General features: G+C 58.3%; 24 protein-coding genes and 2 pseudogenes. 9 read left to right on the top strand and 17 right to left on the bottom strand.

Going from position 1 to position 25,448, the window contains the following annotated elements:
• Positions 1 to 28: 28 nt before the first annotated feature.
• From ACZZ0K_RS18715 to ACZZ0K_RS18735, 5 genes are all read left to right on the top strand, one after another.
• On the top strand, positions 29 to 265 hold the full coding sequence (locus ACZZ0K_RS18715; RefSeq protein WP_463559786.1) for an HYD1 signature containing ADP-ribosyltransferase family protein: 237 nt from the start codon (positions 29 to 31) through the stop codon (positions 263 to 265).
• Complete coding sequence (locus tag ACZZ0K_RS18720; protein ID WP_041478181.1) at positions 265 to 555, top strand: hypothetical protein; 291 nt, start codon at positions 265 to 267, stop codon at positions 553 to 555. The genes ACZZ0K_RS18715 and ACZZ0K_RS18720 overlap by 1 nt, the downstream gene beginning before the upstream one ends.
• Positions 556 to 1,779, top strand: a complete 1,224-nt coding sequence (locus ACZZ0K_RS18725) for a hypothetical protein (protein WP_463559254.1) — start codon at positions 556 to 558, stop codon at positions 1,777 to 1,779.
• 178 nt (positions 1,780 to 1,957) lie between these two features.
• Positions 1,958 to 2,245: a barstar family protein gene (locus ACZZ0K_RS18730; RefSeq protein WP_258707647.1), complete on the top strand. Its 288-nt coding sequence runs from the start codon at positions 1,958 to 1,960 to the stop codon at positions 2,243 to 2,245.
• 109 nt (positions 2,246 to 2,354) lie between these two features.
• Positions 2,355 to 2,699, top strand: a complete 345-nt coding sequence (locus ACZZ0K_RS18735) for a hypothetical protein (protein WP_071174496.1) — start codon at positions 2,355 to 2,357, stop codon at positions 2,697 to 2,699.
• 124 nt (positions 2,700 to 2,823) lie between these two features.
• Here ACZZ0K_RS18735 and ACZZ0K_RS18740 read toward each other — a convergent pair whose 3' ends face one another.
• Complete coding sequence (locus ACZZ0K_RS18740; RefSeq protein ID WP_463559255.1) at positions 2,824 to 3,546, bottom strand: tellurite resistance TerB family protein; 723 nt, start codon at positions 3,544 to 3,546, stop codon at positions 2,824 to 2,826.
• A 178-nt stretch (positions 3,547 to 3,724) separates the two neighbouring features.
• A complete protein-coding gene (locus tag ACZZ0K_RS18745) occupies positions 3,725 to 3,910 on the bottom strand; it encodes a hypothetical protein (RefSeq protein ID WP_041478186.1) in 186 nt (61 codons plus the stop codon).
• A 403-nt stretch (positions 3,911 to 4,313) separates the two neighbouring features.
• Between ACZZ0K_RS18745 and ACZZ0K_RS18750 the strand changes: the two genes are divergently transcribed.
• The gene (locus tag ACZZ0K_RS18750; RefSeq protein WP_095180451.1) at positions 4,314 to 5,942 is read left to right on the top strand and encodes a glucan biosynthesis protein D; all 1,629 of its coding nucleotides are present in this window, start codon (positions 4,314 to 4,316) and stop codon (positions 5,940 to 5,942) included.
• A gap of 178 nt (positions 5,943 to 6,120) precedes the next feature.
• On the opposite strand, the pseudogene ACZZ0K_RS18755 reads toward ACZZ0K_RS18750, so the two are convergent.
• From ACZZ0K_RS18755 to ACZZ0K_RS18765, 3 genes and pseudogenes are all read right to left on the bottom strand, one after another.
• Positions 6,121 to 7,226: pseudogene (locus ACZZ0K_RS18755) on the bottom strand (NADH:flavin oxidoreductase/NADH oxidase).
• A gap of 254 nt (positions 7,227 to 7,480) precedes the next feature.
• Positions 7,481 to 9,190 (bottom strand): single-stranded-DNA-specific exonuclease RecJ, encoded by a 1,710-nt coding sequence (gene recJ, locus ACZZ0K_RS18760; protein ID WP_258707645.1) that lies wholly within the window; start codon positions 9,188 to 9,190, stop codon positions 7,481 to 7,483.
• A 54-nt stretch (positions 9,191 to 9,244) separates the two neighbouring features.
• Positions 9,245 to 9,787, bottom strand: a complete 543-nt coding sequence (locus ACZZ0K_RS18765; RefSeq protein ID WP_007908961.1) for a YaeQ family protein — start codon at positions 9,785 to 9,787, stop codon at positions 9,245 to 9,247.
• Between the two features lie 146 nt (positions 9,788 to 9,933).
• Here ACZZ0K_RS18765 and ACZZ0K_RS18770 point away from each other — a divergent pair, with 146 nt between their 5' ends.
• Entirely contained in the window at positions 9,934 to 11,133 is a 1,200-nt protein-coding gene (locus tag ACZZ0K_RS18770; RefSeq protein ID WP_252885419.1) for a CaiB/BaiF CoA transferase family protein, read from the top strand.
• 221 nt (positions 11,134 to 11,354) lie between these two features.
• Here ACZZ0K_RS18770 and ACZZ0K_RS18775 read toward each other — a convergent pair whose 3' ends face one another.
• The 7 genes from ACZZ0K_RS18775 to xerD all read right to left on the bottom strand — a co-directional run bounded on the left by ACZZ0K_RS18775 (position 11,355) and on the right by xerD (position 18,763).
• A complete protein-coding gene (locus tag ACZZ0K_RS18775; RefSeq protein WP_016771530.1) occupies positions 11,355 to 11,636 on the bottom strand; it encodes a DUF3509 domain-containing protein in 282 nt (93 codons plus the stop codon).
• A 162-nt stretch (positions 11,637 to 11,798) separates the two neighbouring features.
• Positions 11,799 to 12,206, bottom strand: coding sequence for a response regulator (locus ACZZ0K_RS18780; protein WP_041478191.1), 408 nt, complete (start codon positions 12,204 to 12,206; stop codon positions 11,799 to 11,801).
• A gap of 117 nt (positions 12,207 to 12,323) precedes the next feature.
• The gene (locus ACZZ0K_RS18785) at positions 12,324 to 13,697 is read right to left on the bottom strand and encodes a transporter substrate-binding domain-containing protein (protein ID WP_258707644.1); all 1,374 of its coding nucleotides are present in this window, start codon (positions 13,695 to 13,697) and stop codon (positions 12,324 to 12,326) included.
• A gap of 120 nt (positions 13,698 to 13,817) precedes the next feature.
• Positions 13,818 to 15,227 (bottom strand): threonine synthase, encoded by a 1,410-nt coding sequence (thrC, locus tag ACZZ0K_RS18790; protein ID WP_463559256.1) that lies wholly within the window; start codon positions 15,225 to 15,227, stop codon positions 13,818 to 13,820.
• A gap of 105 nt (positions 15,228 to 15,332) precedes the next feature.
• On the bottom strand, positions 15,333 to 16,637 hold the full coding sequence (locus tag ACZZ0K_RS18795; RefSeq protein ID WP_024011722.1) for a homoserine dehydrogenase: 1,305 nt from the start codon (positions 16,635 to 16,637) through the stop codon (positions 15,333 to 15,335).
• Between the two features lie 131 nt (positions 16,638 to 16,768).
• A complete protein-coding gene (gene dsbC, locus ACZZ0K_RS18800; protein ID WP_252885417.1) occupies positions 16,769 to 17,500 on the bottom strand; it encodes a bifunctional protein-disulfide isomerase/oxidoreductase DsbC in 732 nt (243 codons plus the stop codon).
• 366 nt (positions 17,501 to 17,866) lie between these two features.
• Positions 17,867 to 18,763, bottom strand: a complete 897-nt coding sequence (xerD, locus tag ACZZ0K_RS18805; RefSeq protein WP_252868847.1) for a site-specific tyrosine recombinase XerD — start codon at positions 18,761 to 18,763, stop codon at positions 17,867 to 17,869.
• A gap of 108 nt (positions 18,764 to 18,871) precedes the next feature.
• Here xerD and ACZZ0K_RS18810 point away from each other — a divergent pair, with 108 nt between their 5' ends.
• The gene (locus ACZZ0K_RS18810) at positions 18,872 to 20,680 is read left to right on the top strand and encodes a cation:proton antiporter (RefSeq protein ID WP_252868846.1); all 1,809 of its coding nucleotides are present in this window, start codon (positions 18,872 to 18,874) and stop codon (positions 20,678 to 20,680) included.
• A gap of 166 nt (positions 20,681 to 20,846) precedes the next feature.
• Here ACZZ0K_RS18810 and rplS read toward each other — a convergent pair whose 3' ends face one another.
• From rplS to ffh, 5 genes and pseudogenes are all read right to left on the bottom strand, one after another.
• Positions 20,847 to 21,197 carry a 50S ribosomal protein L19 gene (gene rplS / locus ACZZ0K_RS18815; RefSeq protein ID WP_041478196.1) on the bottom strand — a complete coding sequence of 117 codons (351 nt, stop codon included), beginning with the start codon at positions 21,195 to 21,197 and terminating at the stop codon, positions 20,847 to 20,849.
• A gap of 45 nt (positions 21,198 to 21,242) precedes the next feature.
• Positions 21,243 to 21,952 (bottom strand): annotated as a pseudogene (gene trmD, locus ACZZ0K_RS18820) (tRNA (guanosine(37)-N1)-methyltransferase TrmD).
• A 44-nt stretch (positions 21,953 to 21,996) separates the two neighbouring features.
• The gene (gene rimM / locus ACZZ0K_RS18825; protein ID WP_016771538.1) at positions 21,997 to 22,533 is read right to left on the bottom strand and encodes a ribosome maturation factor RimM; all 537 of its coding nucleotides are present in this window, start codon (positions 22,531 to 22,533) and stop codon (positions 21,997 to 21,999) included.
• 5 nt (positions 22,534 to 22,538) lie between these two features.
• Entirely contained in the window at positions 22,539 to 22,790 is a 252-nt protein-coding gene (gene rpsP / locus ACZZ0K_RS18830; RefSeq protein WP_003185073.1) for a 30S ribosomal protein S16, read from the bottom strand.
• Between the two features lie 249 nt (positions 22,791 to 23,039).
• Positions 23,040 to 24,416 carry a signal recognition particle protein gene (gene ffh / locus ACZZ0K_RS18835; RefSeq protein ID WP_252885415.1) on the bottom strand — a complete coding sequence of 459 codons (1,377 nt, stop codon included), beginning with the start codon at positions 24,414 to 24,416 and terminating at the stop codon, positions 23,040 to 23,042.
• 210 nt (positions 24,417 to 24,626) lie between these two features.
• Here ffh and ACZZ0K_RS18840 point away from each other — a divergent pair, with 210 nt between their 5' ends.
• Positions 24,627 to 25,439 (top strand): cytochrome C assembly family protein, encoded by an 813-nt coding sequence (locus ACZZ0K_RS18840; RefSeq protein ID WP_016771539.1) that lies wholly within the window; start codon positions 24,627 to 24,629, stop codon positions 25,437 to 25,439.
• Positions 25,440 to 25,448: the final 9 nt, after the last annotated feature.

Consider the following 25,448-nt stretch of genomic DNA (forward strand, 5'->3'; position numbering starts at 1 on the left):
CTCTACTGGTATCGAAAGCGATGGTGTAATCCAAGCTCAGGATAACAATCGTGTTTACGTCGAACCCGCCAACAAGAAGCCGCTGAGCCAGCTTGATGCTGAAGAAAAATACCAAATTGGCAGAGGCCGCGGCCGGGATTACATTGAGACAGACGTACCTGACTCGCAGCTCGAATGGGTTAAAAACCCTAGGTATGGAACTATGGAGCTGACCATTAAAGGAAACTTAAAATTAGAGAACCCAACTTTTACTCGGAGAAAATAATGTTAGAAAAAAACAAGAAAATCATACTGACTGGCGAAGATGCTCTGGAAGCACTCGCAAATATTGAATTCATCATGATTTCTCTACATAAAATGGGAAGTTACTATAGCGACAAACCGGTTGAAGAATATCGAAAAGCGACAACCGAGTTCATTGACAATGAAAACGTAACTCAGCGACTAGCAAAAATCAGAACAATTATCAGCAAAAACTTTGACTCAACTCTTGGCGAGGATGACATGGATGACATAGAGCGTCATGTGGAGGGAATTGAATTCTGGAAGCCTTGAATGATTGGCAGTACGAAGAAATCTGCTGGGCCGCCTGATACGCGTGAAAAACACGTCACTGAAACCTTCAAGGCGACTGTCAACTTAAACTCCCCATTAAAGAATAATCAAAAACAGAAAACTTATGCTCAACGCATAATCACCAGATCACATCTCTGCGACCACTCTCACGGATTAAATAACCAAAGGACTGTTATCTTGAAACACTTGAGCCGCACTCTCGCCTTGCTTTTAGCCTTCACCTTCTCCCTAAGCGCAATCGCGCTGTCACTACGATCCGAACAACGTTCCGACGGCACAACTGTCTTGTTGCTTACATACGAAGCCAGTCCAGAACGGGCTCACAAGCTCAACCAAGACCCGGCGGTTCGCTCTGCACTCGTTGATTTTTTTGGCTACCAAACCGGAAGTTACACCAATGACAATACGATGATCGTGCAGCAGGTTCTTGAAGCGCTCGAGTCAGAAATGTCGACTTTTGTTGATGGTGTGCCTCCCGGCAGAAAAATGATCACTGCCATGGACGACGGTAACAACGGGTTCGAGCGCGCCGCATTGCTGCTGGACGACAAGGGGCAGTTGCTCGCCGTAGGACTGGTCAATGGCCACTGCACCGTCAAGTCTCGCGAGGAACCATTGACTTGTAACGATGCGCCGGAAACCGTGCTGACCATTTTCCAGCCAGAAGGCGCCGGCAAGTCTGACGCCGATGCTTTGATCCCCTGGAGTAAGCAACTGCCTCCTATGATGGCGCTGTGGGCGGAGAGTGACGATCCAGAACGCCGAGCCGCTGCGCAGAAGATTGCCCACGTTGAGTACATCGTGACTCAGCCGAAACAGGGAGCCTGGACTGCGGCTCAATTACCTTCCGATTTTCCAAAAGCGATGCTGCCGTTGCTTCCGCAGCGAGCTCACTTGATTGGCGCCGGCGCTCACGGTGTCTTTACGACACCGGGTATGGAGGGCACGTCAATTGACGGTGACTGGGACAAAATAGCCGGACGCCCTCAGCATGAATATGAGGTCATTCTCAGGACTTTTACCGAATACGCGGATGTTATCGACTTCTATCAGCAACATGCAAAGGACGCCGAAGTCAGCGGCAACGAGCGCAAAGCGCTCGTTGAAGGCCGCATCGATGGTGGTACCTATAAAGTAGAAATCACCAATAGAAAAGAAGCCGGCACAGTGATCACGTTTTCCGCTTGGCGGCAGGAGGTCTAATTCATCTCTGAAGACAGAGCGATCATGTGGTCGCTTTGTCTTCTGAGCAAAAGGGACTGAGTAAAAGAGGACAGATTTTTTTCTTCAAACTGAATATAAATCTGTCCCCTTTTCTTAAGGCAGGCTGCTCAGAGCGGATGGGCGCTGTCAGCCCAATAGGAAAGTGGAAATAACCTGAATGATAATTGAACTTGACGGCCTATCCATTTCTTCCGAGCGGGATTTCCACAAACGTATAGCTTCTGCATTTTCTTGGGCTCAGTACTATGGAAACAACCTAAATTCCCTGTGGGATTTGCTCAGTACGGACGTGGAGCGTCCGATTGAAATAGTATGGAAAAATTCGAAAGAATCTGAACAAAGCATGGGCGAAACTTTTAAAAAAATAATATTTATATTCGAGCGAACAAAAAATCAGGACATATCCCTGGGCTTAGATGAAAAATTCGAATACAAATTAAAGTAAAAAAAAATTGATACTTGCCAGCGCATTTATTCAACGCTGCAGTAAGCACGATTATCGTTTGAATGATCAGAGCAAAGTATTCACGAATGCAAAGATTTGAAGAGACCCAATGAGATCAAAACTCGAATACAAGCTCCAACCTATCAGAGTACCAAGCGGCTGGACAATAACAATCAACAATCTGTTTGAGGTGGAGCTGACACCGGAGACTTGCAACTGGTTCTCTAGTTCGGTACTGATCGGAGGAGTCCGCCAGAGTACCGGCCATTGCTTTGACACGAGAGTCGAGCCCGAAGGGGATCCCGACGGAGAATTTGTGATTGATATGCTAACGATCGAATACGATAGAAGAGGTGAGCCAATCAAAAACTCCGAAAAGTTTCTAGGTGAATTCAGAACCAAAAGCAAAATCGAATTCATTGAAAGAATTGAAGATTTTATGATTGAGGCTTGATTACATCATTGTTCACGAATCAAAAAGATTAAAAACGGCTTTCCGAGCTAAATCTGTATTGACGCCTCAATAAGCGACACAGGAAAAATCGCAGCACAACACTGCGATTTCTCACCCCATAGAATCAATCTCCCGCCAACCGCACCTGCCTCTCCAACTCCACCTTCAACCCCGGCTCCAGCTTCAACTGCCGTGCCAGTTCATCCAGATAGCTCTTCTCCATAAAATTCTCCTCATCCACCAGCATCACACTGGCGATGTACATCTCCGCCGCCATTTCCGGCGTGCTTGCCGCGCGGGCGACGTCGGTGGGGTCGAGGGGTTTGTTGAGTTCGGCGTGGAGCCAGTGTTGCAGCTCCTGGTCGTTGTCGAGTTTGGTGAATTCGCCTTCGATCAGTTCGCGCTCGCGCTCGTCGATGTGGCCGTCGGCCTTGGCGGCGGCGACCAGGGCTTTGAGGATCGCCTGACTGTGTTCTTCGACTTGCGCGGGTGGCAGGCGGTCGAGCGTTTGTGGTTCGCGTTGTGGTGCGCTGCCTTTCTGAGCGTTGTAGTTGCCGTAGGCCTTGTAGGCCAGCACGCCCAGCGCGGCGAGGCCGCCGTAGATGGCGACTTTGCCGCCGACCTTGCGGACCTTTTTATTGCCGAGCAGCAGGCCCATCGCGCCCGCGGCCAATGCGCCGCCGCCCGCGCCGGACAGCAGGCCGCCGAGGCCGCTGGAGCCAGACGAGCCACCGAGCAAACCGCCCAGTCCGCTGGCAGCCGACTTGTTGGAAGCGCCACCAGTCTTGTTCTGCAGCATTTCCTGCCCGGAATTGAGCAGTTGATCGAGCAATCCACGGGTGTTCATGTTCCGTCTCCAAACAAGGGTTATCCGGATCTAAGGCCCTCAGCCTAGTTCGAAAGTGCCCGACCCCGACCTGCGAGTGTGCTTCGAGATGTTGCTCGCCACTCAGAAGGGCATGTTTCGAGCGTTACGCAAATGAAAAAGGGGCAGGCTTCTCGGCCGGCCCCTTCTCCCCTCCCCCTTAGAATCGCGAAACACTCCGCATCGCATCCACCAGATAGCGCATGGCAATCCGGTCGCTTTCCGATAGTTCTCGATAACGCTCCACCAGTTTCAATTCTTCGGAATTGAGGCGGCGTCTTCTGCGCCCGCCGCCCAAGCAAGGGAAGATTCCCAACATTTCGGTGATGCTCTGTATTTTTGCCATGGACGATGTCCTTCTCTATTGAGTCAAGAAACTGCTGAACCTCACATCGCCCTGCCTCTTCGAGCAGCGTCGTGTGCCCCGCCGGCACGAAGGCTTGTATCCGGTCTTGCCCATAGAATAGGAATTAAATCGGCGTTGAAAAGCGGTTTTTAGAGTAATTAATCGAAAAAAGCAGATATGCCCTCTAAATCAGAGAGCCCTGTCAGAAAAATTACAGACATGTCTTGTTTCATTGCCAGGTGACGCAACGCAAACAAGCCTTTTTGCCCGACAATCGAACCGATTAAGCTAGCGGGCATCTGTTTATAGTCCGTTGCGTTTGGCCGAAGGCATGACCGAACCGTAATTTCCGATCCGACAGGTGCCAGGAACGGCGCTGGATTGCACACGACAGGTTGTATTTATGCACCGCAGGAATTTGCTCAAAGCGTCCATGGCCATTGCGGCCTATACCGGTCTTTCCGCGTCGGGCCTGTTGGCCGCCCGCGCTTGGGCAGCCAATGGCGGCGCCGCCGATGGCGAGGCCCAGGCCTTCGATTTCGAAGCATTGAAGCGTCAGGCCAAGCAGCTCGCCGGCAGTGCCTATCAGGATACGAAACAGGTGTTGCCGCCAACCCTGGCGACCATGACTCCGCAAAATTTCAACGCGATCCGCTACGACGGCGAGCATTCCTTGTGGAAGGAAAACAAAGGTCAGCTGGACGTGCAGTTCTTCCACGTCGGCATGGGTTTCCGTCAGCCGGTGCGCATGTACAGCGTTGATCCGAAGACGCGCATGGCGCGCGAGGTGCATTTCCGTCCGGCGCTGTTCAATTACGAGAACACTTCGGTCGACACCCAGCAGCTCAAGGGCGACCTGGGTTTTGCCGGCTTCAAACTGTTCAAGGCGCCGGAGCTGGATCGGCATGACGTGGTGTCGTTTCTCGGCGCCAGCTATTTCCGTGCGGTCGATGCCACTGGCCAATATGGCCTCTCGGCGCGCGGCCTGGCCATCGACACTTACGCGAAGAAACGCGAAGAGTTTCCCGACTTCACCAAGTTCTGGTTCGAGACGCCTGACAAGAACGCCACGCGTTTTGTGGTCTACGCCCTGCTCGACTCGCCGAGCGCGACCGGCGCCTATCGCTTTGACATCGATTGCCAGGCCGAGCGCGTGGTCATGGAAATCGACGCGCACATCAATGCTCGTACCACCATCGAACAACTCGGCGTGGCGCCAATGACGAGCATGTTCAGCTGCGGCACCCACGAACGGCGCATGTGCGACACCATTCATCCGCAGATTCACGACTCCGATCGCCTGGCAATGTGGCGCGGCAATGGCGAGTGGATCTGCCGGCCGTTGAACAACCCGGCGACGCTGCAATTCAATGCATTTGCCGACAAGGACCCGAAGGGTTTCGGCCTGGTGCAGACCGACCACGAATTCGCCAACTATCAGGACACTGTCGACTGGTACAGCAAGCGCCCGAGCCTGTGGGTAGAACCTACAACCGCCTGGGGCGAAGGCTCTATCGATCTGCTGGAAATTCCTACGACCGGCGAGACGCTGGATAACATCGTCGCGTTCTGGACGCCGAAGAAACCCGTGGCTGCCGGTGATTCGCTGAACTACGGATACAAGCTCTACTGGAGCGCCCTGCCACCGGTCGGCACGCCACTGGCGCGGGTGCACGCGACGCGTTCGGGCATGGGCGGCTTCACCGAGGGCTGGGCGCCGGGTGAGCACTACCCGCCGGTCTGGGCGCGGCGCTTTGCCGTGGACTTCACCGGTGGCGGCCTCGAGCGCCTGCCACAGGGCACCGGAATCGAGCCGGTGATTACCTGTTCCAACGGCAAGGTGCAGGACTTCAGCGTGCTGGTGCTGGATGACATCAAGGGTTACCGGATCCTGTTCGACTGGTACCCGACCAATGACAGTGTCGAGCCAGTGGAACTGCGTCTGTTCATTCGCACCAATGACCGCACGTTGAGCGAGACCTGGCTGTACCAGTATTTCCCGCCGGCGCCGGACAAGCGTAAATACCCTTGAGGTTATAAGGCGGCTGTTCTGGCGTCATTCGCGAGCAGGCTCGCTCCCACAGGGGTCCGCATTCCTACTGTGGGAGCGAGCCTGCTCGCGAAGAGGCCCGCCTGACAACGCAAACTTGTGCCGAATAGAAAAAGCCCCGACCATCACCGGCTCGGGGCTTCTGCTTTCCAGCCTTCAATCAATCGCGCAAATCCGATTCATGAATCGGCTGATCCCGATGGGTCGCGCGCTGATACTGCGCCGGCCACACTGCTTTGCGCCCGCCCAGATCATCGTCGGCGTGCAGCGGCCAGTACGGATCGCGCAGCAGCTCTCGGGCGAGGAAAATGATATCGGCCTGACAGGTACGCAGAATGTGCTCGGCCTGGGCCGGCTCGGTAATCATTCCGACAGTACCGGTGGCGATGCCTGACTCTTTGCGTACACGCTCGGCGAAGCGCGTCTGATATCCGGGTCCAACCGGGATTTCCGCGTTTGCAGCAGTCCCCCTGAAGACACGTCAATGAGATCGGCGCCCAGCGTATGAAGGCGGCGCGCAAGCTCCACGGTCTCATCCGGATTCCAGCCATCTTCGACCCAATCGGTCGCCGAGACGCGGACAAACACTGGCAATTCCTCCGGCCATACCGCCCTCACCGCTTCAGTGACTTGCAGCACCAGACGGATGCGATTCTCGAACGAACCACCGTACTGATCGCGGCGTTGATTGCTCAGCGGCGAGAGAAACTGATGCAGCAGATAACCGTGCGCCGCATGCACCTCGACCACGCTGAACCCGGCCGTCAGCGCGCGTTTGGCCGCGTCGACAAAGGCCTGGATCACTTCGGCGATCTGCCCCTCATCCAGTTGCTTCGGTTGTGTGTGCTGGGGATCGAAGGCAATCGGCGATGGCCCGACCGGGGTCCAGCCGCCGTCCTCGGGTTTGACACTGCCATGCTTGCCGATCCACGGCCGGTGGGTGCTGGCCTTGCGCCCGGCGTGGGCCAGTTGAATACCGGCGACCGCGCCCTGGGCGGTGATGAAGCGAGTGATGCGTTGCAGCGGTTCGATCTGTTCGTCGTTCCACAGGCCAAGGTCTTCGGCGGTGATGCGTCCGTCGGCGGTAACCGCCGTGGCTTCGGTAAAAACCAGACCGGCACCGCCCACCGCGCGGCTGCCCAGGTGCACCAGATGCCAGTCGTTGGCCAGGCCGTCGACGCTGGAGTACTGGCACATCGGCGACACGGCGATGCGGTTGGGCAGGGTCAGTTGGCGAAGAGTAAAGGGTTCAAGCAGCAGACTCATGGGGCACCTCTCGAATCAGTGGGCAGGCTCCAGGGTTCTGTTTGAAAAGTCGACGAGTGACAGAAAAAGGGTGCAGCACCCGCCCCCGCGGGCAAAAATTCGACAAGACGTCACAAGGCCAATCAAGCAGTGCTTAGAGCCTAGTCGACAACGGGGGATCTTGGGGGTTCCAGAAAAGATCGCAGCCTTCGGCAGCTCCAACAGAGGAATGCGATCCCCTGTAGGAGCTGCCGAAGGCTGCGATCTTTTGATCTTCAGCGCGGTTCGATATGAGCAATCATCAGCTGCACAGTCTCGTTGCCACGAAACTCGTTAACGTCGAGCTTGTAAGCCAGTTCAACCCATTGAATCGTCGGGTTCGGCCACACATCGCGATCAATGCCAAACGCGATGCCATCGAGCTTCACCGAACCGCATTCGCTTTTCAGCACCACTTTCAAATGCCGTTCGCCGACCACGCGCTGCTCGACCAGTTGAAACACACCGTGAAACAGCGGCTCGGGAAAATGCTGCCCCCACGGCCCGGCGTGGCGCAAGGCGCGAGCCAGTTCGAGATGAAACTCTTCAACGGCCAGCGTGCCATCTGAAAGCATCCGCCCAGTGAGGTCTTCTTCGCGAAGTTGCCTACGCACTTCAGCGTCGAAAGCCTCGGCGAACAGCTGAAAATTCTCCTGCGGCAAGGTCAGACCAGCGGCCATCGCATGACCACCATATTTGGCGATCAGGTTCGGATGCTGCGCCGCGACCACGCTCAGCGCATCGCGAATATGGAAGCCCTGCACCGAGCGACCGGAGCCCTTGAGCAGACCATCACCGGCATCGGCGAAAGCAATGGTCGGGCGGAAATAGCGCTCTTTCATGCGCGAGGCGAGGATGCCGATCACGCCCTGATGCCACTCCGGATCGAACAGGCACAGACCAAACGGCATCGACTCGACCGGCAGATCCTTGAGCTGCGCCAGCGCTTCACGCTGCATGCCCTGCTCAATGGATTTGCGATCCTGGTTCATGCCGTCCAGTTGCGCAGCCATTTCCCGCGCCAGATTGGCGTCGGCCGTGAGCAGGCATTCGATGCCCAGGCTCATGTCGTCCAGACGTCCGGCGGCGTTCAGGCGCGGGCCGACGATGAAACCCAGGTCGGTGGAAGTGATCCGCGCAGCCTCTCGCTTGGCGACTTCGAGAATCGCCTTGATCCCCGGCCGTGCCCGGCCGGCGCGAATCCGCTCCAGCCCTTGATGCACAAGAATGCGGTTGTTGGCATCCAGCGGCACCACGTCGGCGACGCTGCCCAGCGCCACCAGATCGAGCAGTTCGCCGATGTTCGGTTGTGGCTTGCTCTCGTACCAGCCGAGGCTGCGCAGACGCGCGCGCAACGCCATGAGTACGTAAAAGATCACCCCGACGCCGGCCAGCGCTTTGCTCGGAAATTCGCAGCCCGGCTGATTCGGATTGACCAGCGCATCAGCCTGCGGCAGTTCATCGCCGGGCAAGTGGTGGTCGGTGATCAACACCTTCAGTCCGGCGCGCTTGGCCGCCGCGACGCCTTCGACACTGGAAATACCATTGTCGACGGTGATCAATAATTGCGGTTCACGGGTCAGCGCGACTTCGACGATTTCCGGCGTCAGGCCGTAGCCGTATTCGAAGCGGTTCGGCACCAGGTAATCGACATGCGCCGCGCCCAACAGGCGCAGACCGAGGACACCGACAGTGCTGGCGGTGGCGCCGTCCGCGTCGAAGTCGCCGACGATGAGAATGCGCTGGCGTTGCTCCAATGCCGTCACCAGCAGGTCAACCGCCGCATCGATGCCTTTGAGCTGCTGGAACGGGATCAAGCGCGCCAGACTTTTGTCCAGCTCCGCCTCCGACTGCACGCCCCGCGCCGCGTACAGGCGGGTCAGCAGTGGCGGCAGATCACCGAGGAAAGGCAACGTGGCAGGCAATTGACGAGGTTCGATACGCATGGGGCGACGGAGGCTTCTCTTTGATTCGTGGGAAATATCAGCGGTGTCGCGACCTCAGCCGCGCTCACCTTGCAGCCATTGCAACTGGACTTCGTGCTGACCGCGATCGTCGGTGACGAAGATCGTGCCTTCGCTGATCATCACGTCCCACTTGATGACGCGGGGCATGTCCTTGGCGAGGGTCTCCAGCACTTCCTGCGGGACGGCGGCGATGTTGACGTTTTTCAGGTTCTTGATCGCCGGGATCACCTTGGTTTCCCACACACGCAGGCTGCCGTAGGCCAGCAGGCTGGTGCGTTCGGTGCGGCGCGAGCACCAGGTCAGGCGATCGGCATCCGGCTGGCCGACTTCGATCCAGTGCAGGACACGGTCGTCCAGGCTCTTTTCCCACAAGGCCGGTTCATCCACGTCTGACAGACCACGGCCGAACGACAGCTGCTCGTTGTACCAGAGCGCGTAGGCCAGCAGCCGCACAGTCATGCGTTCTTCGGTCTCCGAAGGATGACGGGCGATAGTCTGCTTGACGCTTTCGTAGACGCTGCGGTCGAGGTCGGTGAGGTTCAGTTCGAATTTGTAGGTAGTGGACGGCTGTGCCATGAACGGGCTTCTTGATACGAGGAAAGTCGGCAAGTCTAACCGATGCCACAGGCAATCATCGAATTGATGGCAATCCAGCTGCGGCGTCTGACAGCCGGCTATGTTAAAACCCTGTATCCGTTCAGCCTTGTCCTACAGGATTTCGCATGCCGTTCACCAGCAAACCGCTCTCGGGTCTGAAAGTCATTGAATTGGGTACGTTGATCGCCGGGCCGTTTGCCTCGCGCATTTGCGGCGAATTCGGCGCCGAAGTGATCAAGATCGAATCGCCGGACGGCGGCGATCCCCTGCGCAAATGGCGCAAGTTGTACGAAGGCACCTCGTTGTGGTGGTTTGTCCAGGCGCGCAACAAGAAGTCGCTGACCCTCAATCTGAAACACCCCGACGGTTTGGCGATCCTGAAACAGCTGCTGGGCGAAGCCGACATCCTCATCGAGAATTTCCGCCCCGGCGTACTGGAAAAACTCGGTCTGAGCTGGGAAACCCTGCACGCCCTGAACCCGAAACTGGTGATGGTGCGCCTGTCCGGTTTCGGTCAGACCGGGCCGATGAAAGATCAGCCCGGCTTCGGCGCGGTCGGCGAATCCATGGGCGGCCTGCGGTACATCACCGGTTTCGAAGACCGGCCACCGGTGCGTACCGGCATTTCTATCGGTGATTCGATTGCCGCGCTGTGGGGCGTGATCGGTGCGTTGATGGCGCTGCGTCATCGCGAGGTCAACGGCGGGCTGGGCCAAGTGGTCGACGTTGCGCTGTATGAAGCTATCTTCGCGATGATGGAAAGCATGGTGCCGGAGTTCGACGTGTTCGGTTTCATCCGCGAGCGCAGCGGCAACATCATGCCGGGCATCACGCCCTCTTCGATCCACACCAGTGCCGACGGCAAACATGTGCAGATCGGCGCCAATGGTGATGCGATCTTCAAACGCTTCATGCTCGTGATTGGCCGCGCAGATCTTGCCAACGACCCTCTGCTGGCGAGTAACGACGGGCGTGACAGTCGCCGGGACGAGTTGTATGGCGTGATTGATCGCTGGGTCAATTCCTTACCGCTGCAGACCGTTCTCGACTTGCTCAATCAGGCCGACGTACCGGTCAGCCGGATCTTCAGCGCCGAGGACATGTTCAACGATCCGCAATACCTGGCGCGGGAGATGTTCCTGCATGCCAAGCTGCCGGACGGCAAGGACTTCAAGATGCCCGGCATCGTGCCGAAGCTGTCGGAAACGCCGGGCTCGTCCGAATGGGTCGGACCGCAGCTTGGCGAACACAATGCGCAGGTGCTTGGCGATCTGGGCTACGACGCGGCGCAAATCGCTCGGCTGCGCGAAGACGGGGCCATTTGAGCACCGTTGCGCGCTTCGGTTTTCTGGCACCAAGCCGTGCGCTGAGCAAACGCCGGGCAAAAGAAACCCCGAGAAGTGGGGAGACAACTCGGGGTTAAACGGGGTCTGCTTCGAGACCCGTAGCAGCAAGCGACAAGCACCGGAGCACAATGCTTGATCCTGCTGTTATGGGGTCTGACTGACAGGGATGCAGGAAGGTTCCCACAAAAAATATTTCATCTTTACAGGGCCGGACGCTTGTCCAGAGCTGCATTGCGCAACGCCGCAATGACGCAGGGTTCCAGCCGCCCTTCGGCGATCATCACGTCACGGTGCAGGCCGTCCACCACGTCGGTCAGCAAGCGCTTGTCGCTCAACTGGGCCTGATTGAATTCGCGTTCCACCACAATGGCGCCGCTGCTGTTCTTCAGCGTCACCAGACATTCACCATGGCTGCCGCGAGGGGTCAGCGTCACCTGATACGGGCTCAGAGCCTCACCGAGCAATAGACTGATACTTTCCATCTCGATCTCCACTCAATAGTCCGAAAACACAGTGCCTGGGGCGTGTTCACATTAAATGACCACCGGCCCGAGAAGAAAGTTCTGCCTGTCACGTTCCGACCTTGCAGGACCGTGTCTGACAGAGCATGCATGGCGAAGATGACAGAAAAATATTCGCCGGTATCAGGCCTCGATGAGTGCCTGCGCAGTGATCAGATAACTGTCCAGCAGACCTCGCATCAACACCGCCGAAACCGGTGTCTGCAGACGCCCCAGCAGGCGCAGGCGTTGTTGACGAAGCACCGGCTCCAGGTCACTCAACAAACTCTGCGCGACCGAGCCCAGCAGAATCAGGGCACGCGCCTCATGGTGCGCCGCCAGGTGATGAATCAATGCCAACCCATCGCCACCTTTGAGCTGCGGATCGCAAATGGCGATATCGACCGCACCGCGATGCCCCAGTGAAGACAGGGCTGACGCCAGCGAAGGCGCGGTCAATACGTCGTAGATGCCGATGGCATTGAGCATTTGATGCAATGCCATCAGCTGGAACGGGTTGGGTTCAAGAATCAGGACTTTAAGCGAGCGCATGGGCGACCTCTGGAGCGATCATCGCGGACTCTCACCGCAGGTGTCGTTCACTCTAGGGCAGGCGTCTTAAGCCTCCCATCAGAAAAGTAGCCGCGTCTTGCAGGACATTTCCCTTCTTTACTGCAGACAGCGGCACCCGCTCTCGGTCCGACGCTGGGTGATGTCGGTCCAGCCGCCCAACAAGCCGCGCAATTTGCCGTCGCCGCTGTAAAACGGCACGGTCCACTGATAAACCTCGCGAGGCCCGCCCTTGAACAGCAGTTGGCGTTTGCTGAAGCGCGACTTGCGGGTTTGCAACTGGGCGATGAATTCGTCGTGGAGCATCCGTGCGGTGGTTTCCGGAAACGCATCGACTTCGATCAGCAAGCGTCCCTGCATCTGGTCCTGGCGCACCGACAGCGCCTCTTCGTAACTGCGATTGCAGATGATCAAACGCCCGTGCAGATCACGGACAAACACCGGATCCGGCATCGAATCGATCAGAGCGTGCTGAAAGGCCAGTTGATCGCCCAACTCCTTTTCCGCAGCGCAGCGCAGCTTGATCACGGCCGCCAGGCGCCGGTTCCACACCAGCGACAGCATTCCGAAAACGCCGATTCCCCCCATCGCCCAGCATGCCCACTTGACCAGGCGCTTCCACACGGAGGGCACGGGCGGCGGCGAAACGCCTGCCAGCCACTTGAGACGAATCGCCCGCAACTCCGCAGCAGGGAAAGCTTCCAGCGCCTTGTTAAGAATACTCAGTAGTTGCGGCATGCCTTTTCGTACAGCCAGATGATCGGCTTCCCACTTGCCCTCTACCAGAGCACCGACCTTGAGCATGCCCAACGGATAGAGCTGCGCGCCGATTTCGTTTTCGATGGTTGCGTAGGCTTCCCCACTCTCGACCAGCGCCCGCGCTTCGGCGTAGGTTTTCACCGAGCGTATTTCAATCGACGGATAATCGCGCCGAATCGCATCCTCCAGGGCATGACGGGCGGGCAGCACCAGAACGCGCTTCGCCAGTTGCTCGAAAGACTCCACCCTCGGGGCATTGGCATGTCCGACAAACACCCAGCCAGCCCCTCCGAAAGCATGACTGAAATCGAGAAACGCCTTGCGTTCATCGCTCATGGCCAACGTCGTACTGATGTCCGCGACCCCGCTTTGCAGGCGATCAAGCATATGGTCGGTAGAGAACGATTCCTGGTGCTCGAATTGCAGTCCGGTCATTGCGCTGACCCGCTTGAGCACATCGTTGTTCAGACCGCTCCACTGGCCGTGTTCGTCCTGAAACAGGTACAGCGGATATTGCACCGATGCCACCGTTACTCTGGGGTTGTCACGGATCCATTGCCGCTCGTGCGCATCCAGCTCGACAGCCGGCACATTGCCCGACGCATTGGCCTGATCGAGTGCCATCTGCGCTGCCACGCCGCTGTGCATCCATCCCAGCACCGCCAACAAAAACAACCAGCCCAGTGCCGGTTTCAAACCTCTGTAAAACAGCATTGCCATTTCCTTCGTGATCGACTCACCCGTCCTTCGTGGGTGAAAACCCGAGCAGTGTGGCAGCAGAAACAAAAAAGCCCGTCAGGAGACGGGCTTCAAAATGTGACAGCTTTTACTGGCTTAGAGTGGCTTGCCGCGGTTGCCATGCTGGCTGACAAAGGCTTGCACGGCTTTCAGGTCGTTTGGCAGAACCGTGCAACGCTCGTTTCGCTCAAACAAATCAGAAAGATGTACAGGTAGTTCGAGCGCTTTTCCTACACCCGCTTTCTCCACTGCCTCAGGAAACTTGACCGGATGGGCAGTGCCCAGAATCACCATCGGGATATCCAGACTGCGACGGCATTCGCGCGCAGCTTTCACACCGATGGCAGTGTGCGGGTCGAGGACTTCACCGGTTTGCTCGTAGACGTCGGCGATGGTTTCGCAGGTCTGCGCATCGTCCACCGCCAGCGAATCGAACAGCTTGCGTGCTTCGGTCCAGCGTTCTTGTTCGACGCTGAAACTGCCGTCCTTTTTGAACGAGTCCATCAGGCCGGCAATCGCCGCACCGTTACGCCCGTGCAGGTCGAACAGCAGGCGCTCGAAGTTCGACGACACCATGATGTCCATCGACGGCGACAGCGTTGCGTGCAGGGTTTCCTTGACGTACTGGTTGCCGCTCATGAAGCGGTGCAGGATGTCGTTGCGGTTGGTCGCCACGATCAACTGATTGATCGGCAGGCCCATGTTGCGCGCCAGGTAGCCGGCGAAGATGTCGCCGAAGTTGCCGGTCGGTACCGAGAACGACACCGAACGCGCCGGACCGCCCAACTGCAGGGACGCATGGAAGTAGTAAACGATCTGGGCCATGATCCGCGCCCAGTTGATCGAGTTCACCGCCACCAGACGCGTGCCTTTGAGGAAGCTCTGGTCGGCGAAGCTGTTCTTGACCATTTCCTGGCAGTCATCGAAGTTGCCTTCGATGGCGATGTTGTGGATGTTCTCGCCGAAGATCGTCGTCATCTGCCGACGCTGCACTTCCGATACACGCTGATGCGGGTGCAGGATGAAGATGTCGACGTTTTCACAGTGCTTGCAGCCTTCGATGGCCGCAGAACCGGTGTCTCCAGAGGTGGCACCGACAATCACCACGCGCTCGCCGCGCTTTTCCAGCACGTAATCAAGCAGACGACCGAGCAGTTGCAGAGCGAAGTCCTTGAACGCCAGGGTCGGGCCATGGAACAGCTCCAGCACCCATTCATTACCGTTCAGCTGACGCAATGGCGCAACGGCGCTGTGGGCGAACACACCGTAGGTTTCTTCGAGGATCTTCTTGAAATCGGCATCCGGGATGCTGCCGGTGACAAACGGGCGCATCACCCGGAAGGCCAGTTCGTGATAAGGCAGGCCAGCCCAGGAAGCGATCTCTTCCTGAGTGAAACGTGGCAGGTTTTCCGGGACGTACAGACCGCCATCGGTCGCCAGACCGGCCAGCAGGACCTCTTCGAAATTCAGGGCCGGGGCCTGGCCGCGAGTACTGATATATCGCATTTTTTCAAACCTTCGGTTTGAGCTGCAAGCTGCAAGCTGCAAGTCGCAAGTAAAAGCCAGACTGCTTCTCTCTTGCCGCTTGCAGCTCGAAGCTTGCCGCTGCTTTTAGTTCAAATGTTCGACACGGATCCGTACAACCGGGCCGTCGACGCCAGCCAGTGCTTCCAGCGCGGTGATCGCATCATTGATGCGTTGCTCGACCACGCGGTGGGTCAGCAGGATCATCGGCACCAGGCCGTCATGCTCTTCGACTTCCTTCTGCATGATCGATTCGATATTGATGCCGCGCTCCGACAGGATGCTCGCCACCTGAGCCAGTACGCCCGGGTGGTCCTTGGCGTGAATGCGCAGGTAGTAAGCGCTTTCGCAGGCTTCGATCGGCAGGATCGGATGCGCCGACAGCGAGTCCGGCTGGAAGGCCAGGTGCGGTACACGGTTTTCCGGGTCGGAAGTCATCGCGCGAACCACGTCGACCAGATCGGCGATCACCGACGAAGCGGTCGGCTCCATGCCAGCGCCGGCGCCATAGAACAGCGTCGAACCGGCCGCATCACCGTTGACCATGACGGCGTTCATCACGCCGTTGACGTTGGCGATCAGGCGATCGGCCGGAATCAGCGTCGGGTGCACGCGCAATTCGATGCCGGCGTCAGTGCTGCGCGCCACACCCAAGTGCTTGATGCGATAGCCCAGCGCTTCAGCGTAGTTGACGTCGGCAGTGGTCAGTTTGGTGATGCCTTCGGTGTACGCCTTGTCGAATTGCAGCGGAATACCGAAGGCGATAGACGCCAGAATGGTCAGCTTGTGCGCGGCATCGATGCCTTCGACGTCGAAGGTCGGATCGGCTTCGGCGTAACCCAGCGCTTGCGCTTCGGCGAGCACGTCTTCGAACGTACGACCTTTTTCGCGCATTTCGGTGAGGATGAAGTTGCCGGTGCCGTTGATGATCCCGGCAACCCAGTTGATGCGGTTGGCGGACAGGCCTTCGCGGATCGCCTTGATCACCGGAATGCCACCGGCCACCGCCGCTTCGAATGCCACGATCACGCCTTTCTCGCGTGCCTTGGCGAAAATCTCATTACCGTGAACGGCTATCAGCGCCTTGTTCGCGGTGACCACATGCTTGCCATTCTCGATGGCCTTGAGTACCAGCTCGCGGGCAACGGTGTAGCCGCCCATCAGCTCTATGACGATGTCGATCTCAGGGTTCGTGGCCACTTCGAAGACATCGTTGGTAATCGCAATACCGGTCGTCTGGAACTGAGGCTTTGGCGTGCGCGTGGCAATTTGCGCCACTTCGATTCCACGCCCGGCACGACGAGCAATTTCCTCGGCGTTGCGCTGAAGTACGTTGAAGGTACCGCCACCGACGGTCCCTAACCCACAGATGCCTACTTTGACCGGATTCACTGTGAACTCCCCATGAAACGGCCGACACAGGGTCGGCCGGAAAACAACCGCGTGCTCGCGGCTCTCTGTTGATGGCCCGGCGCTGTAGCTGCCGGACCACGATCATCAACGGTTGCCCGTGACGATGCGAATTACTTCGCGCCCAGCGCCAGTTTGGCGACTTGTGGCGCCGGCTGGTAGCCCGGAATGACCTGCCCGTCGGCCAAAACGATGGCCGGTGTACCGTTCACGCCGATCGACTGACCTAGCGCGAACTGTTTGGAAACCGGGTTATCGCACTTGGCGGCTTTGATTTCCTTGCCATCGACCATTTTGTCCATGGCAGCTTTCTTGTCTTTCGAGCACCACACTGCTTGCAGCTGCTCGTCACCCGGCGAATTCAGGCCCTGGCGCGGGAACGCCACGTAGCGCACTTCGATGCCGCGCTTGTTCAGCTCCGGCACTTCGGCATGCAGTTTGTGGCAGTACGGACAGGTGGTGTCGGTGAACACGGTGATGTGCGATTTGGTCTCGCCCACGGCCGGGTAGACCACGGTTTCGGCCACCGGGATGGCATTGATCAGTTTGGAAATGCCCAGGCGTTCGGTCTTCTCGGTCAGGTTGACCGGTTTGCCATTCGCGAGCTGGTACAGGTTGCCCTGCACGATGTACTGGCCATCGGCACTGGCGTACAGCACGCGGCTGCCTTTGAGTTTGACTTCGTACATGCCAGGCAACGGGCTGGCATTGATGCTTTCGACCGGAACCTCGAGTTCGAGTTTTTCCAGGCTTTGACGAATGGCTTTGTCGGCCGCGTCGTCGGCGACGGCAAAGGTGCTCACCAGCGCGACAGCGGCGGCAGCGAAAATCTGGGTCAGACGCATGAGTACTCCTGAGGGCGGGCGGATGAAACGATCAGAACGCCCGTGCGAAACACCGGGTCATAACCGTCCATCGTGCAAACCGGCAAAGCCTAACACATAAGGCCGCGAGGGCCGAATGCGCCTGTCGCCACACACTCATGTGCAACTGACACATCTTCATGCTTGTACAGTTGACCCACAACCACATGTGGCTGACACACATTATTGTGGCGAGGGGATTTATCCCCGCCGGGTTGCGAAGCAGCCCTAAACCATCCACCGCGATCTTTCAGTCAAAATCGAGCCAGCCGGGTTTGCGACTGCTGCGCAGCCGAACGGGGATAAATCCCCTCACCACAGGTAATTCTCTCAACATGGAAGCCTGCCTTAGCCGCGAGGGTGGTGTTTGGCGTGCAGATCCTGCAAGCGGGCGCGGGCGACATGGGTATAGATCTGCGTCGTAGAGAGGTCGCTGTGCCCGAGCAGCATCTGCACCACGCGCAAGTCCGCGCCATGGTTGAGCAGGTGCGTAGCGAACGCGTGACGCAAGGTGTGCGGCGACAGCGATTTGCTGATCCCGGCGACCTTGGCCTGATGCTTGATCCGATGCCAGAACGTCTGCCGGGTCATCTGCTCGCCGCGCTGGCTGGGGAACAGCACATCGCTGGGGCGGCCACCGAGCAACTCGCCACGAGCATCACGCATATAGCGCTCGACCCAGACAATCGCCTCCTCGCCCATCGGCACCAGGCGCTCCTTGCTGCCCTTGCCCATCACCCGCAATACGCCTTGGCGCAGGTTGACCTGCTCCAGTGTCAGGCTGATCAGTTCGGTTACGCGCAGGCCACAGGCATACAGCACTTCCAGCATCGCGCGGTCACGCTGACCGATGGCTTCACTCAGGTCCGGTGCCTTGAGCAGCGCTTCGACATCGGCTTCCGATAGCGATTTGGGCAACGGCCGGCCCAGTTGCGGCATGTCGACGCGCAACGTCGGGTCGACGCTGATCAGTTTTTCCCGCAACAGATAGCGATAAAAGCCACGCACCCCGGAGAGAAATCTCGCGGTGGAGCGTGGCTTGTAGTTTTGCTCCAGCCGCCACGCCAGGTGATCGAGGATCAATTCGCGACCGGCATTGATCAGCTCGAGATTTTTCTCCTGCAACCAGCCGTTAAACAGCGCGAGGTCGCTGCGATAGGCGTCGCGGGTGTTGTCGGACAGGCCTTTCTCCAGCCATAAAGCGTCGAGGAATTGATCAATCAGCGGATGGTCGATGGCAGGCATGGGTGCTCAGGGCAGGCGGTTTTTAACACTGCGCGCAATTAGACAGTGAACGACGGGAATGGCCGCTAGTCTTTCATAGCCAGCCAGATCAAGGAACAGGGAGCATCAATGAACGAGCAGCAAATTCTCTTGGCATTTGGCGGGATCGGCGCGGCGGCGCTGGGTTGTCAGTGGCTGGCATGGCGGCTGAAGCTGCCGGCCATTCTGTTTCTGCTGCTGACCGGCATTCTGGCCGGCCCGGTGCTGGGTTGGCTCGACCCGCAGGAAATGTTCGGCCCGCTACTGATGCCACTGGTGTCGCTGGCAGTGGCGCTGATCCTGTTCGAAGGCAGCCTGACCCTGCACCTGTCGGAATGGAAAGAGATCGGCAGCGTCGTTCATCGACTGGTGACCCTCGGTGCGATTTCGACCTGGATCGTCATCGCGGTGGCCACGCACTTTCTGCTGGGCTTCGACTGGATGCTGGCGATTCTGTTTGGCAGCCTGACGCTGGTCACCGGTCCGACCGTAATCGTGCCGATGCTGCGGGTGGTGCGGCCAAAAGCCTCGATCGCCAACATCCTGCGCTGGGAAGGCATCGTCATCGATCCGATCGGCGCTCTGCTCGCCGTCGTGGTGTACAGCTTCATCATCGCCAGCGCTGAAGGGCATGGCCTCAAGCAAAGTCTTCTCACCTTCGGCGGGGTGATTCTCTGCGGCGCCGTGTTTGGTGTCGTCGGTGGCTGGCTGCTGGGGACGGTGATCCGGCGTCAGTGGCTGCCGGAATACTTGCATAACCTGGCCTCGCTGGCAGCGGTGCTGGCAATCTTCATCGGTGCCAACCAAGTGATGCATGAGTCCGGCCTGCTGGCGGTGACGCTGATGGGCATGTGGCTGGCCAACATGAAAGGCGTGGACGTGCGGCACATCTTGCACTTCAAGGAAAACCTCAGTGTGTTGCTGATTTCCGGACTGTTCATCCTGCTCGCGGCGCGCCTGGACCTGAACGCTTTGATCGGTCTGGGACCGCTGGTGTTGATTCTGCTGCTGGTGATCCAGTTGATCGCTCGCCCATTGAATGTTTTGCTCAGCACCGCCGGTTCCAGTCTCAGCTGGCGTGAACGGGCGTTGCTGTGCTGGATCGCGCCACGCGGGATCGTCGCAGCGGCTGTCTCGGCGATTTTCGCGATCCGCCTGGATGAATCCGGACATGAAGGCGCCCTGCTGCTGGTGCCGCTGACCTTTGCGGTGATCATCGGTACCGTGGTTTTGCAAAGCGCAACGGCGCGACCGCTGGCACGGCTGTTAAAGGTCGCCGAACCGGCGCCGAGCGGTTTTCTGATCGTTGGAGCCAATAGCCCGGCCCGCGCATTGGGCAAGTCGCTGCAGCAACTGGGCAGTCGCGTACTGCTGACCGATTCGAGCTGGGAGAATATCCGCGCGGCACGCATGGAAGGCTTGCCGACTTATTTCGGCAACCCGGCGTCGCAGCATGCTGACGCGCATCTGGACCTGGTGGGGTTGGGGCATTTGCTGGCGCTGTCACCGTCGGGCGAGCTGAACACATTGGCGGCGATGCGCTTTCGTCATGACTTCGGTCATCAGCGCCTGTTCGGTCTGGCCAGCGGCCATGAAAGCCGCCGCAGCGATAAACATCGGGCGAGCCTGGAACACCGGGGCAATCAGTTGGGCAGTGAGGCACTTACCTATTCGAAACTGGCCGGCCAGATGGGCCAGGGTGCCGAGCTGTACAGCACAACCCTGACGGATGGGTTTGGCTGGGATGATTACCGGGCGCTGCACGGCAATCGCGCAACGTTGCTGTTCATGCGTGATGACAGCGGCTGGGTGCACGTGGTGACGCCGGAAACGGCGTTGAAGCCGGGGGCTGGGTGGACGTTGCTGGCGTTGATTCAACCAGAAGGTTCCAGCGCCTGACGGATCGATTCGCGAGCAGGCTCGCTCCCACTGTATTCCTGTGGGAGCGAGCCTGCTCGCGAAGGCCGCGACTGGGTCACGGACAGACTGAAGATCTTTGCAGCACAAATCCCGGGCAACAAAAAAGCAGCCCGTAGGCTGCTTTTTTCTGCATCGGAAGCTGGGCTTAAGCCAGTTTTTCCTTGATGCGGGCTGCTTTACCCGACAGGTCGCGCAGGTAGTACAGCTTGGCTTTACGTACGTCACCGCGACGTTTAACAGCCATGCTGTCGATCTGCGGGGAGTAGGTCTGGAAAGTACGTTCTACGCCAACACCGTTGGAGATTTTACGAACGGTGAACGCACTGTTCACGCCGCGGTTACGCTTGGCGATTACAACGCCTTCGAACGCTTGCAGACGGGAACGATCGCCTTCCTTCACTTTCACCTGAACGACAATAGTGTCGCCTGGGGCGAAGGTAGGGATTTCTTTGCTCATCTGCTCTGCTTCGAGTGCAAGGATGATTTTGTTGGTCATGCTGTGCTCCTAAGGTAAATCGTTCGATCTACCATCGATACGTTGTTAACTATCGTCCCGCTCGCGGATGTATTCCTCGAGCAGCTTCTTCTCTTCTCCAGAAAGCGAGCGGCTTTCCAGAAGATCGGCGCGTCGTTCATAGGTCCGACCAAGGGACTGCTGTAAACGCCAACGCCGGATATGCGCGTGATTGCCACTCAGCAACACGTCGGGAACACGCTGATCCGCATACACCTCCGGTCGGGTGTAGTGCGGGCAATCCAGCAGACCATCCGTAAAGGAATCTTCCTCAGCGGAATCCGCATGCCCTAAAGCTCCAGGCAGCAGTCGTGTAACCGCATCGATCAGGACCATGGCCGGCAGCTCGCCGCCAGACAGTACATAGTCGCCAATCGACCACTCTTCATCGACATGAGCCTCAATAAAGCGCTCGTCAATGCCTTCGTAGCGGCCGGCAATCAGGATCAATGCATCCGATTGTGCCAGCTCGCGTACCGCCGACTGAGTCAGTTGACGGCCTTGGGGGACAGGTAAATCACCTTCGCCGCCTCCCCGGCTGCTGCCTTGGCCTGAGCCAGCGCATCTTCCAGGGGCTTGATCTTCATCACCATGCCCGGACCACCGCCAAACGGGCGATCGTCCACAGTGTGATGCCGATCCGTCGTGTAATCTCGCGGATTCCAACAGGTCAGCTGCAAGAGCCCCTGTTTGACCGCACGACTGGTGATGCCGTAATCGCCAATGGCGGAAAACATCTCGGGAAACAAACTGATCACTTCTACGCGCAAGTTAGCCACGTTCAGAAGTCCGCGTCCCAATCCACCTTCATCTCGCCCGCTTCCAGGTCGACGGCCAACACGCATTGCTCCGTATAGGGCAACAGGCGTTCGCGATCATCCAGGCTGCCAGCGCAAGGCTTGACGACCATTACATCATTGGCGCCGGTTTCCAGAAGATGATCGATTTTCCCGAGCAGTTGCCCGAGGGTGTCGATGACCTTCAGACCTTCCAGCTGGTACCAGTAGTACTCGCCTTCGGTCAATTCAGCGAACAGGTTGCGCGGCACGCAGATCTCATAACCGGCCAGAAGACGAGCTTCCTCACGATCATCGAGACCCTTGAGCTTGGCGACCAGGAACTTGTCGCTCCCGCGTCCACTGACCAGCTCGACCTGTTTGACATTGCCTTCGCGCTTGAGCGTCCAGGTTTTGTACTGCAACAGGTTTTCAGTCGGATCAGTAAAGGAATAAACCTTCACTTCGCCGCGAACGCCATGAACAGAATAAATTTTGCCAATAACGATCAAATCATCGGCAGGGGCTGGCGTCGCGTTCATATTGCTCAGGCCGCAGCCTTGGCAGATTCCTTCAACAACTGAGCAACGCGCTCAGAAGGTTGTGCACCAACGCTCAGCCAGTAGGCAACGCGCTCTTGGTTCACGGACAGACGGATTTCCTGACCACGGGCAACAGGGTTGAAGAAACCAACCTGTTCTTTGTGGGAGCCGTCACGCGGGTTACGCGAGTCGGTTACGGTCAGGTGGTAAAACGGGCGCTTTTTGGAGCCGCCAAGGGCAAGACGGATTGTTAGCATGTGAACATCGTTCCTGTAGTCGGTGCTGCAAATCTAAATGCACAGCGGGCATGGGTGCCCGAAAGGCCGCATATTCTAAGGAATATCCGGACTTTTGCAAATGACTTTTTCCGGCGCCCATGGCATGCCGTGCAGATTTGCATAGAGAGCCGTCGTTAAAAACGGCCAGTCAGCTCCCGCCGAGTGCGGGTTTGCTGTTGATCCTGCGTCCTTGCAGGGTCTGCGCCGGTGCGACGACCGGCGAAGTCTTTACATTTTCGGCATGCCGCCGCCGGGCAACATACCGCCCATGCCGCGCATCATTTTTGCCATACCGCCCTTGGCGGTGAATTTCTTCATCATCTTCTGCATCTGCTTGTGCTGCTTGATCAAGCGGCCGATGTCCTGCACCTGCGTGCCGGAACCCATGGCGATCCGGCGCTTGCGCGAACCGCTGATCAGCTCAGGGTCGCGGCGCTCGGCCGGGGTCATGGAATTGATGATGGCTTCCATCTGTTTGAATTGCTTTTCTGCGGCGTTCTGGGCATTGCCCATCTGCGACAGGTTGACGCCGCCGATGCTCGGCAGTTTGTCCATGAGGCCGCCGAGGCCGCCCATGTTCTTCATCTGTTGCAGCTGATCGCGGAAGTCTTCGAGGTCGAAGCCCTTGCCCTTTTTCAGCTTCTTGGCCAGTTTGTCGGCCTTGTCCTTGTCGAGGGTCGCTTCGGCCTGTTCGATCAGGCTGAGCACGTCGCCCATGCCAAGGATCCGCGAGGCGATACGCTCAGGGTGGAACGGATCGAGCGCTTCGCTCTTCTCGCCCATACCGATGAACTTGATCGGCTTGCCGGTGATGGCGCGCACCGACAGCGCGGCACCGCCACGGGCGTCGCCGTCGACCTTGGTCAGGATCACACCGGTCAGCGGCAGCGCATCGCCGAACGCCTTGGCGGTGTTGGCGGCGTCCTGACCGGTCATCGCGTCGACCACGAACAGGGTTTCAACCGGGTTGATCGCGGCGTGCAGCGCTTTGATCTCGCCCATCATCTCTTCGTCGATGTGCAGACGACCGGCGGTGTCGACGATGACCACGTCGATGAATTTCAGTCTGGCTTCTTTAATAGCCGCATTGGCGATGTCGACCGGCTTCTGGCTCAGATCGGACGGGAAGAATGTCACGCCAATGTCGTTGGCCAGGGTTTCCAGTTGCTTGATCGCGGCCGGACGGTAAATGTCCGCAGACACGACCATGACCGACTTCTTCTTGCGCTCTTTAAGGAAGCGCGCCAGCTTGCCGGCAGTGGTGGTTTTACCCGCGCCCTGCAGACCGGCCATCAGAATCACGGCTGGCGGAACGGCACTCAGGTTGAGGTCTTCGTTGGCCGCGCCCATCAGGCTTTCGAGTTCGGCCTGGACGATCTTCACGAACGCCTGGCCCGGCGTCAGGCTGCGCGACACCTCGGTGCCAACAGCGCGCTCCTTGACCGAATTGACGAAGTCCTTGACCACCGGCAGTGCGACGTCAGCTTCGAGCAACGCCATGCGCACTTCACGCAGGGTGTCTTTGATATTGTCCTCGGTCAGCTTGGCCTTGCCGGTGACATGGCGCAGCGTCTGCGAGAGACGGTCGGTTAAGTTTTCAAACATTGCGCGATCCTTTCAGGCCCTGTACGAACCGGGATAATGGCGGCCCAGACCGGAATCAACATGTGCTCGGCGAGCCTGCGGCGTGGGCAGGTCGCGGATTATAGCGAAGACTGCGGCCGGCGGACACCTCGCTGTCAGCTTGCGGAGTCTTTCGTGCCGTGGCGGTTCTATGCCAAACTCAGCGCCTTTCGGGCTCGCCTAACAGGATTTATGCTCCCCTTGTCACCCAGTTTGCTGACCACCCTCGCCGCCGCCCTGCTCTATGCCGCTGCGACCGTCTATCAAAGTACCCGCCTGGCCACCGGCGCCAAGGCGAACAAGCGCCTGCTGGTCAGCCTCGGCGTATTCGCCGTGCTCGCCCACGGCGCCAGCCTGCTTACACATCTATTGACCCCGATCGGCCTCGGTCTGGACTTCTTCAGCGCGTCCAGCCTTATCGCCGCTGCGGTGATTGCCCTGACCCTGCTGGCCTGTTCGCGGATCCCGGTGGAAAACCTGCTGGTGCTGCTGTTCCCGCTCGGTGCGATCACGGTATTGCTGGCGCAGTTCGCGCCGACCGGCACAGTGCAGATCATCGACGAAGAGCCGGGCATTCTCGCGCACATTCTATTGTCGATCCTCGCCTACGGCATGTTCACCATCGCCGTGTTCCAGGCGTTGCTGCTGCTGGTTCAGGACCATCAGCTCAAGCACAAGCACCCGTCCGGGCTGATCAAGAACTTCCCGCCCCTGCAAACCATGGAAAGCCTGCTGTTCGGCTTTCTCTGGGCCGGCTGGACGCTGCTGTCGCTGTCGCTGATTTCCGGTTGGCTGTTCGTTGAGAATCTGTTCGCCCAGCATCTGGTGCACAAGACCCTGCTGGCCTGTCTGGCATGGATCGTCTTCAGCGTGCTGCTGTGGGGTCGCAACCGACTGGGCTGGCGCGGCCACAAGGCGATTCGCTGGACCCTCGCCGGTTTCTGCCTGCTGATGCTGGCGTACTTCGGCAGCAAACTGGTTCGTGAATACATACTGCACATCTGACGGGCGGCA

Source organism: Pseudomonas sp. AC255 (assembly GCF_979258175.1).

Excerpts from the sequence above, each read along its gene's own strand:
- ACZZ0K_RS18720 (WP_041478181.1), top strand. The coding sequence starts at position 265 with ATGTTAGAAAAAAACAAGAAAATCATACTGACTGGCGAAGATGCTCTG.
- ACZZ0K_RS18725 (WP_463559254.1), top strand. The coding sequence starts at position 556 with ATGATTGGCAGTACGAAGAAATCTGCTGGGCCGCCTGATACGCGTGAA.
- ACZZ0K_RS18730 (WP_258707647.1), top strand. The coding sequence starts at position 1,958 with ATGATAATTGAACTTGACGGCCTATCCATTTCTTCCGAGCGGGATTTC.
- ACZZ0K_RS18735 (WP_071174496.1), top strand. The coding sequence starts at position 2,355 with ATGAGATCAAAACTCGAATACAAGCTCCAACCTATCAGAGTACCAAGC.
- ACZZ0K_RS18740 (WP_463559255.1), bottom strand. The coding sequence starts at position 3,546 with ATGAACACCCGTGGATTGCTCGATCAACTGCTCAATTCCGGGCAGGAA.
- ACZZ0K_RS18745 (WP_041478186.1), bottom strand. The coding sequence starts at position 3,910 with ATGGCAAAAATACAGAGCATCACCGAAATGTTGGGAATCTTCCCTTGC.
- ACZZ0K_RS18750 (WP_095180451.1), top strand. The coding sequence starts at position 4,314 with ATGCACCGCAGGAATTTGCTCAAAGCGTCCATGGCCATTGCGGCCTAT.
- recJ (WP_258707645.1), bottom strand. The coding sequence starts at position 9,190 with ATGCGTATCGAACCTCGTCAATTGCCTGCCACGTTGCCTTTCCTCGGT.
- ACZZ0K_RS18765 (WP_007908961.1), bottom strand. The coding sequence starts at position 9,787 with ATGGCACAGCCGTCCACTACCTACAAATTCGAACTGAACCTCACCGAC.
- ACZZ0K_RS18770 (WP_252885419.1), top strand. The coding sequence starts at position 9,934 with ATGCCGTTCACCAGCAAACCGCTCTCGGGTCTGAAAGTCATTGAATTG.
- ACZZ0K_RS18775 (WP_016771530.1), bottom strand. The coding sequence starts at position 11,636 with ATGGAAAGTATCAGTCTATTGCTCGGTGAGGCTCTGAGCCCGTATCAG.
- ACZZ0K_RS18780 (WP_041478191.1), bottom strand. The coding sequence starts at position 12,206 with ATGCGCTCGCTTAAAGTCCTGATTCTTGAACCCAACCCGTTCCAGCTG.
- ACZZ0K_RS18785 (WP_258707644.1), bottom strand. The coding sequence starts at position 13,697 with ATGCTGTTTTACAGAGGTTTGAAACCGGCACTGGGCTGGTTGTTTTTG.
- thrC (WP_463559256.1), bottom strand. The coding sequence starts at position 15,227 with ATGCGATATATCAGTACTCGCGGCCAGGCCCCGGCCCTGAATTTCGAA.
- dsbC (WP_252885417.1), bottom strand. The coding sequence starts at position 17,500 with ATGCGTCTGACCCAGATTTTCGCTGCCGCCGCTGTCGCGCTGGTGAGC.
- xerD (WP_252868847.1), bottom strand. The coding sequence starts at position 18,763 with ATGCCTGCCATCGACCATCCGCTGATTGATCAATTCCTCGACGCTTTA.
- ACZZ0K_RS18810 (WP_252868846.1), top strand. The coding sequence starts at position 18,872 with ATGAACGAGCAGCAAATTCTCTTGGCATTTGGCGGGATCGGCGCGGCG.
- rplS (WP_041478196.1), bottom strand. The coding sequence starts at position 21,197 with ATGACCAACAAAATCATCCTTGCACTCGAAGCAGAGCAGATGAGCAAA.
- rimM (WP_016771538.1), bottom strand. The coding sequence starts at position 22,533 with ATGAACGCGACGCCAGCCCCTGCCGATGATTTGATCGTTATTGGCAAA.
- rpsP (WP_003185073.1), bottom strand. The coding sequence starts at position 22,790 with ATGCTAACAATCCGTCTTGCCCTTGGCGGCTCCAAAAAGCGCCCGTTT.
- ffh (WP_252885415.1), bottom strand. The coding sequence starts at position 24,416 with ATGTTTGAAAACTTAACCGACCGTCTCTCGCAGACGCTGCGCCATGTC.
- ACZZ0K_RS18840 (WP_016771539.1), top strand. The coding sequence starts at position 24,627 with ATGCTCCCCTTGTCACCCAGTTTGCTGACCACCCTCGCCGCCGCCCTG.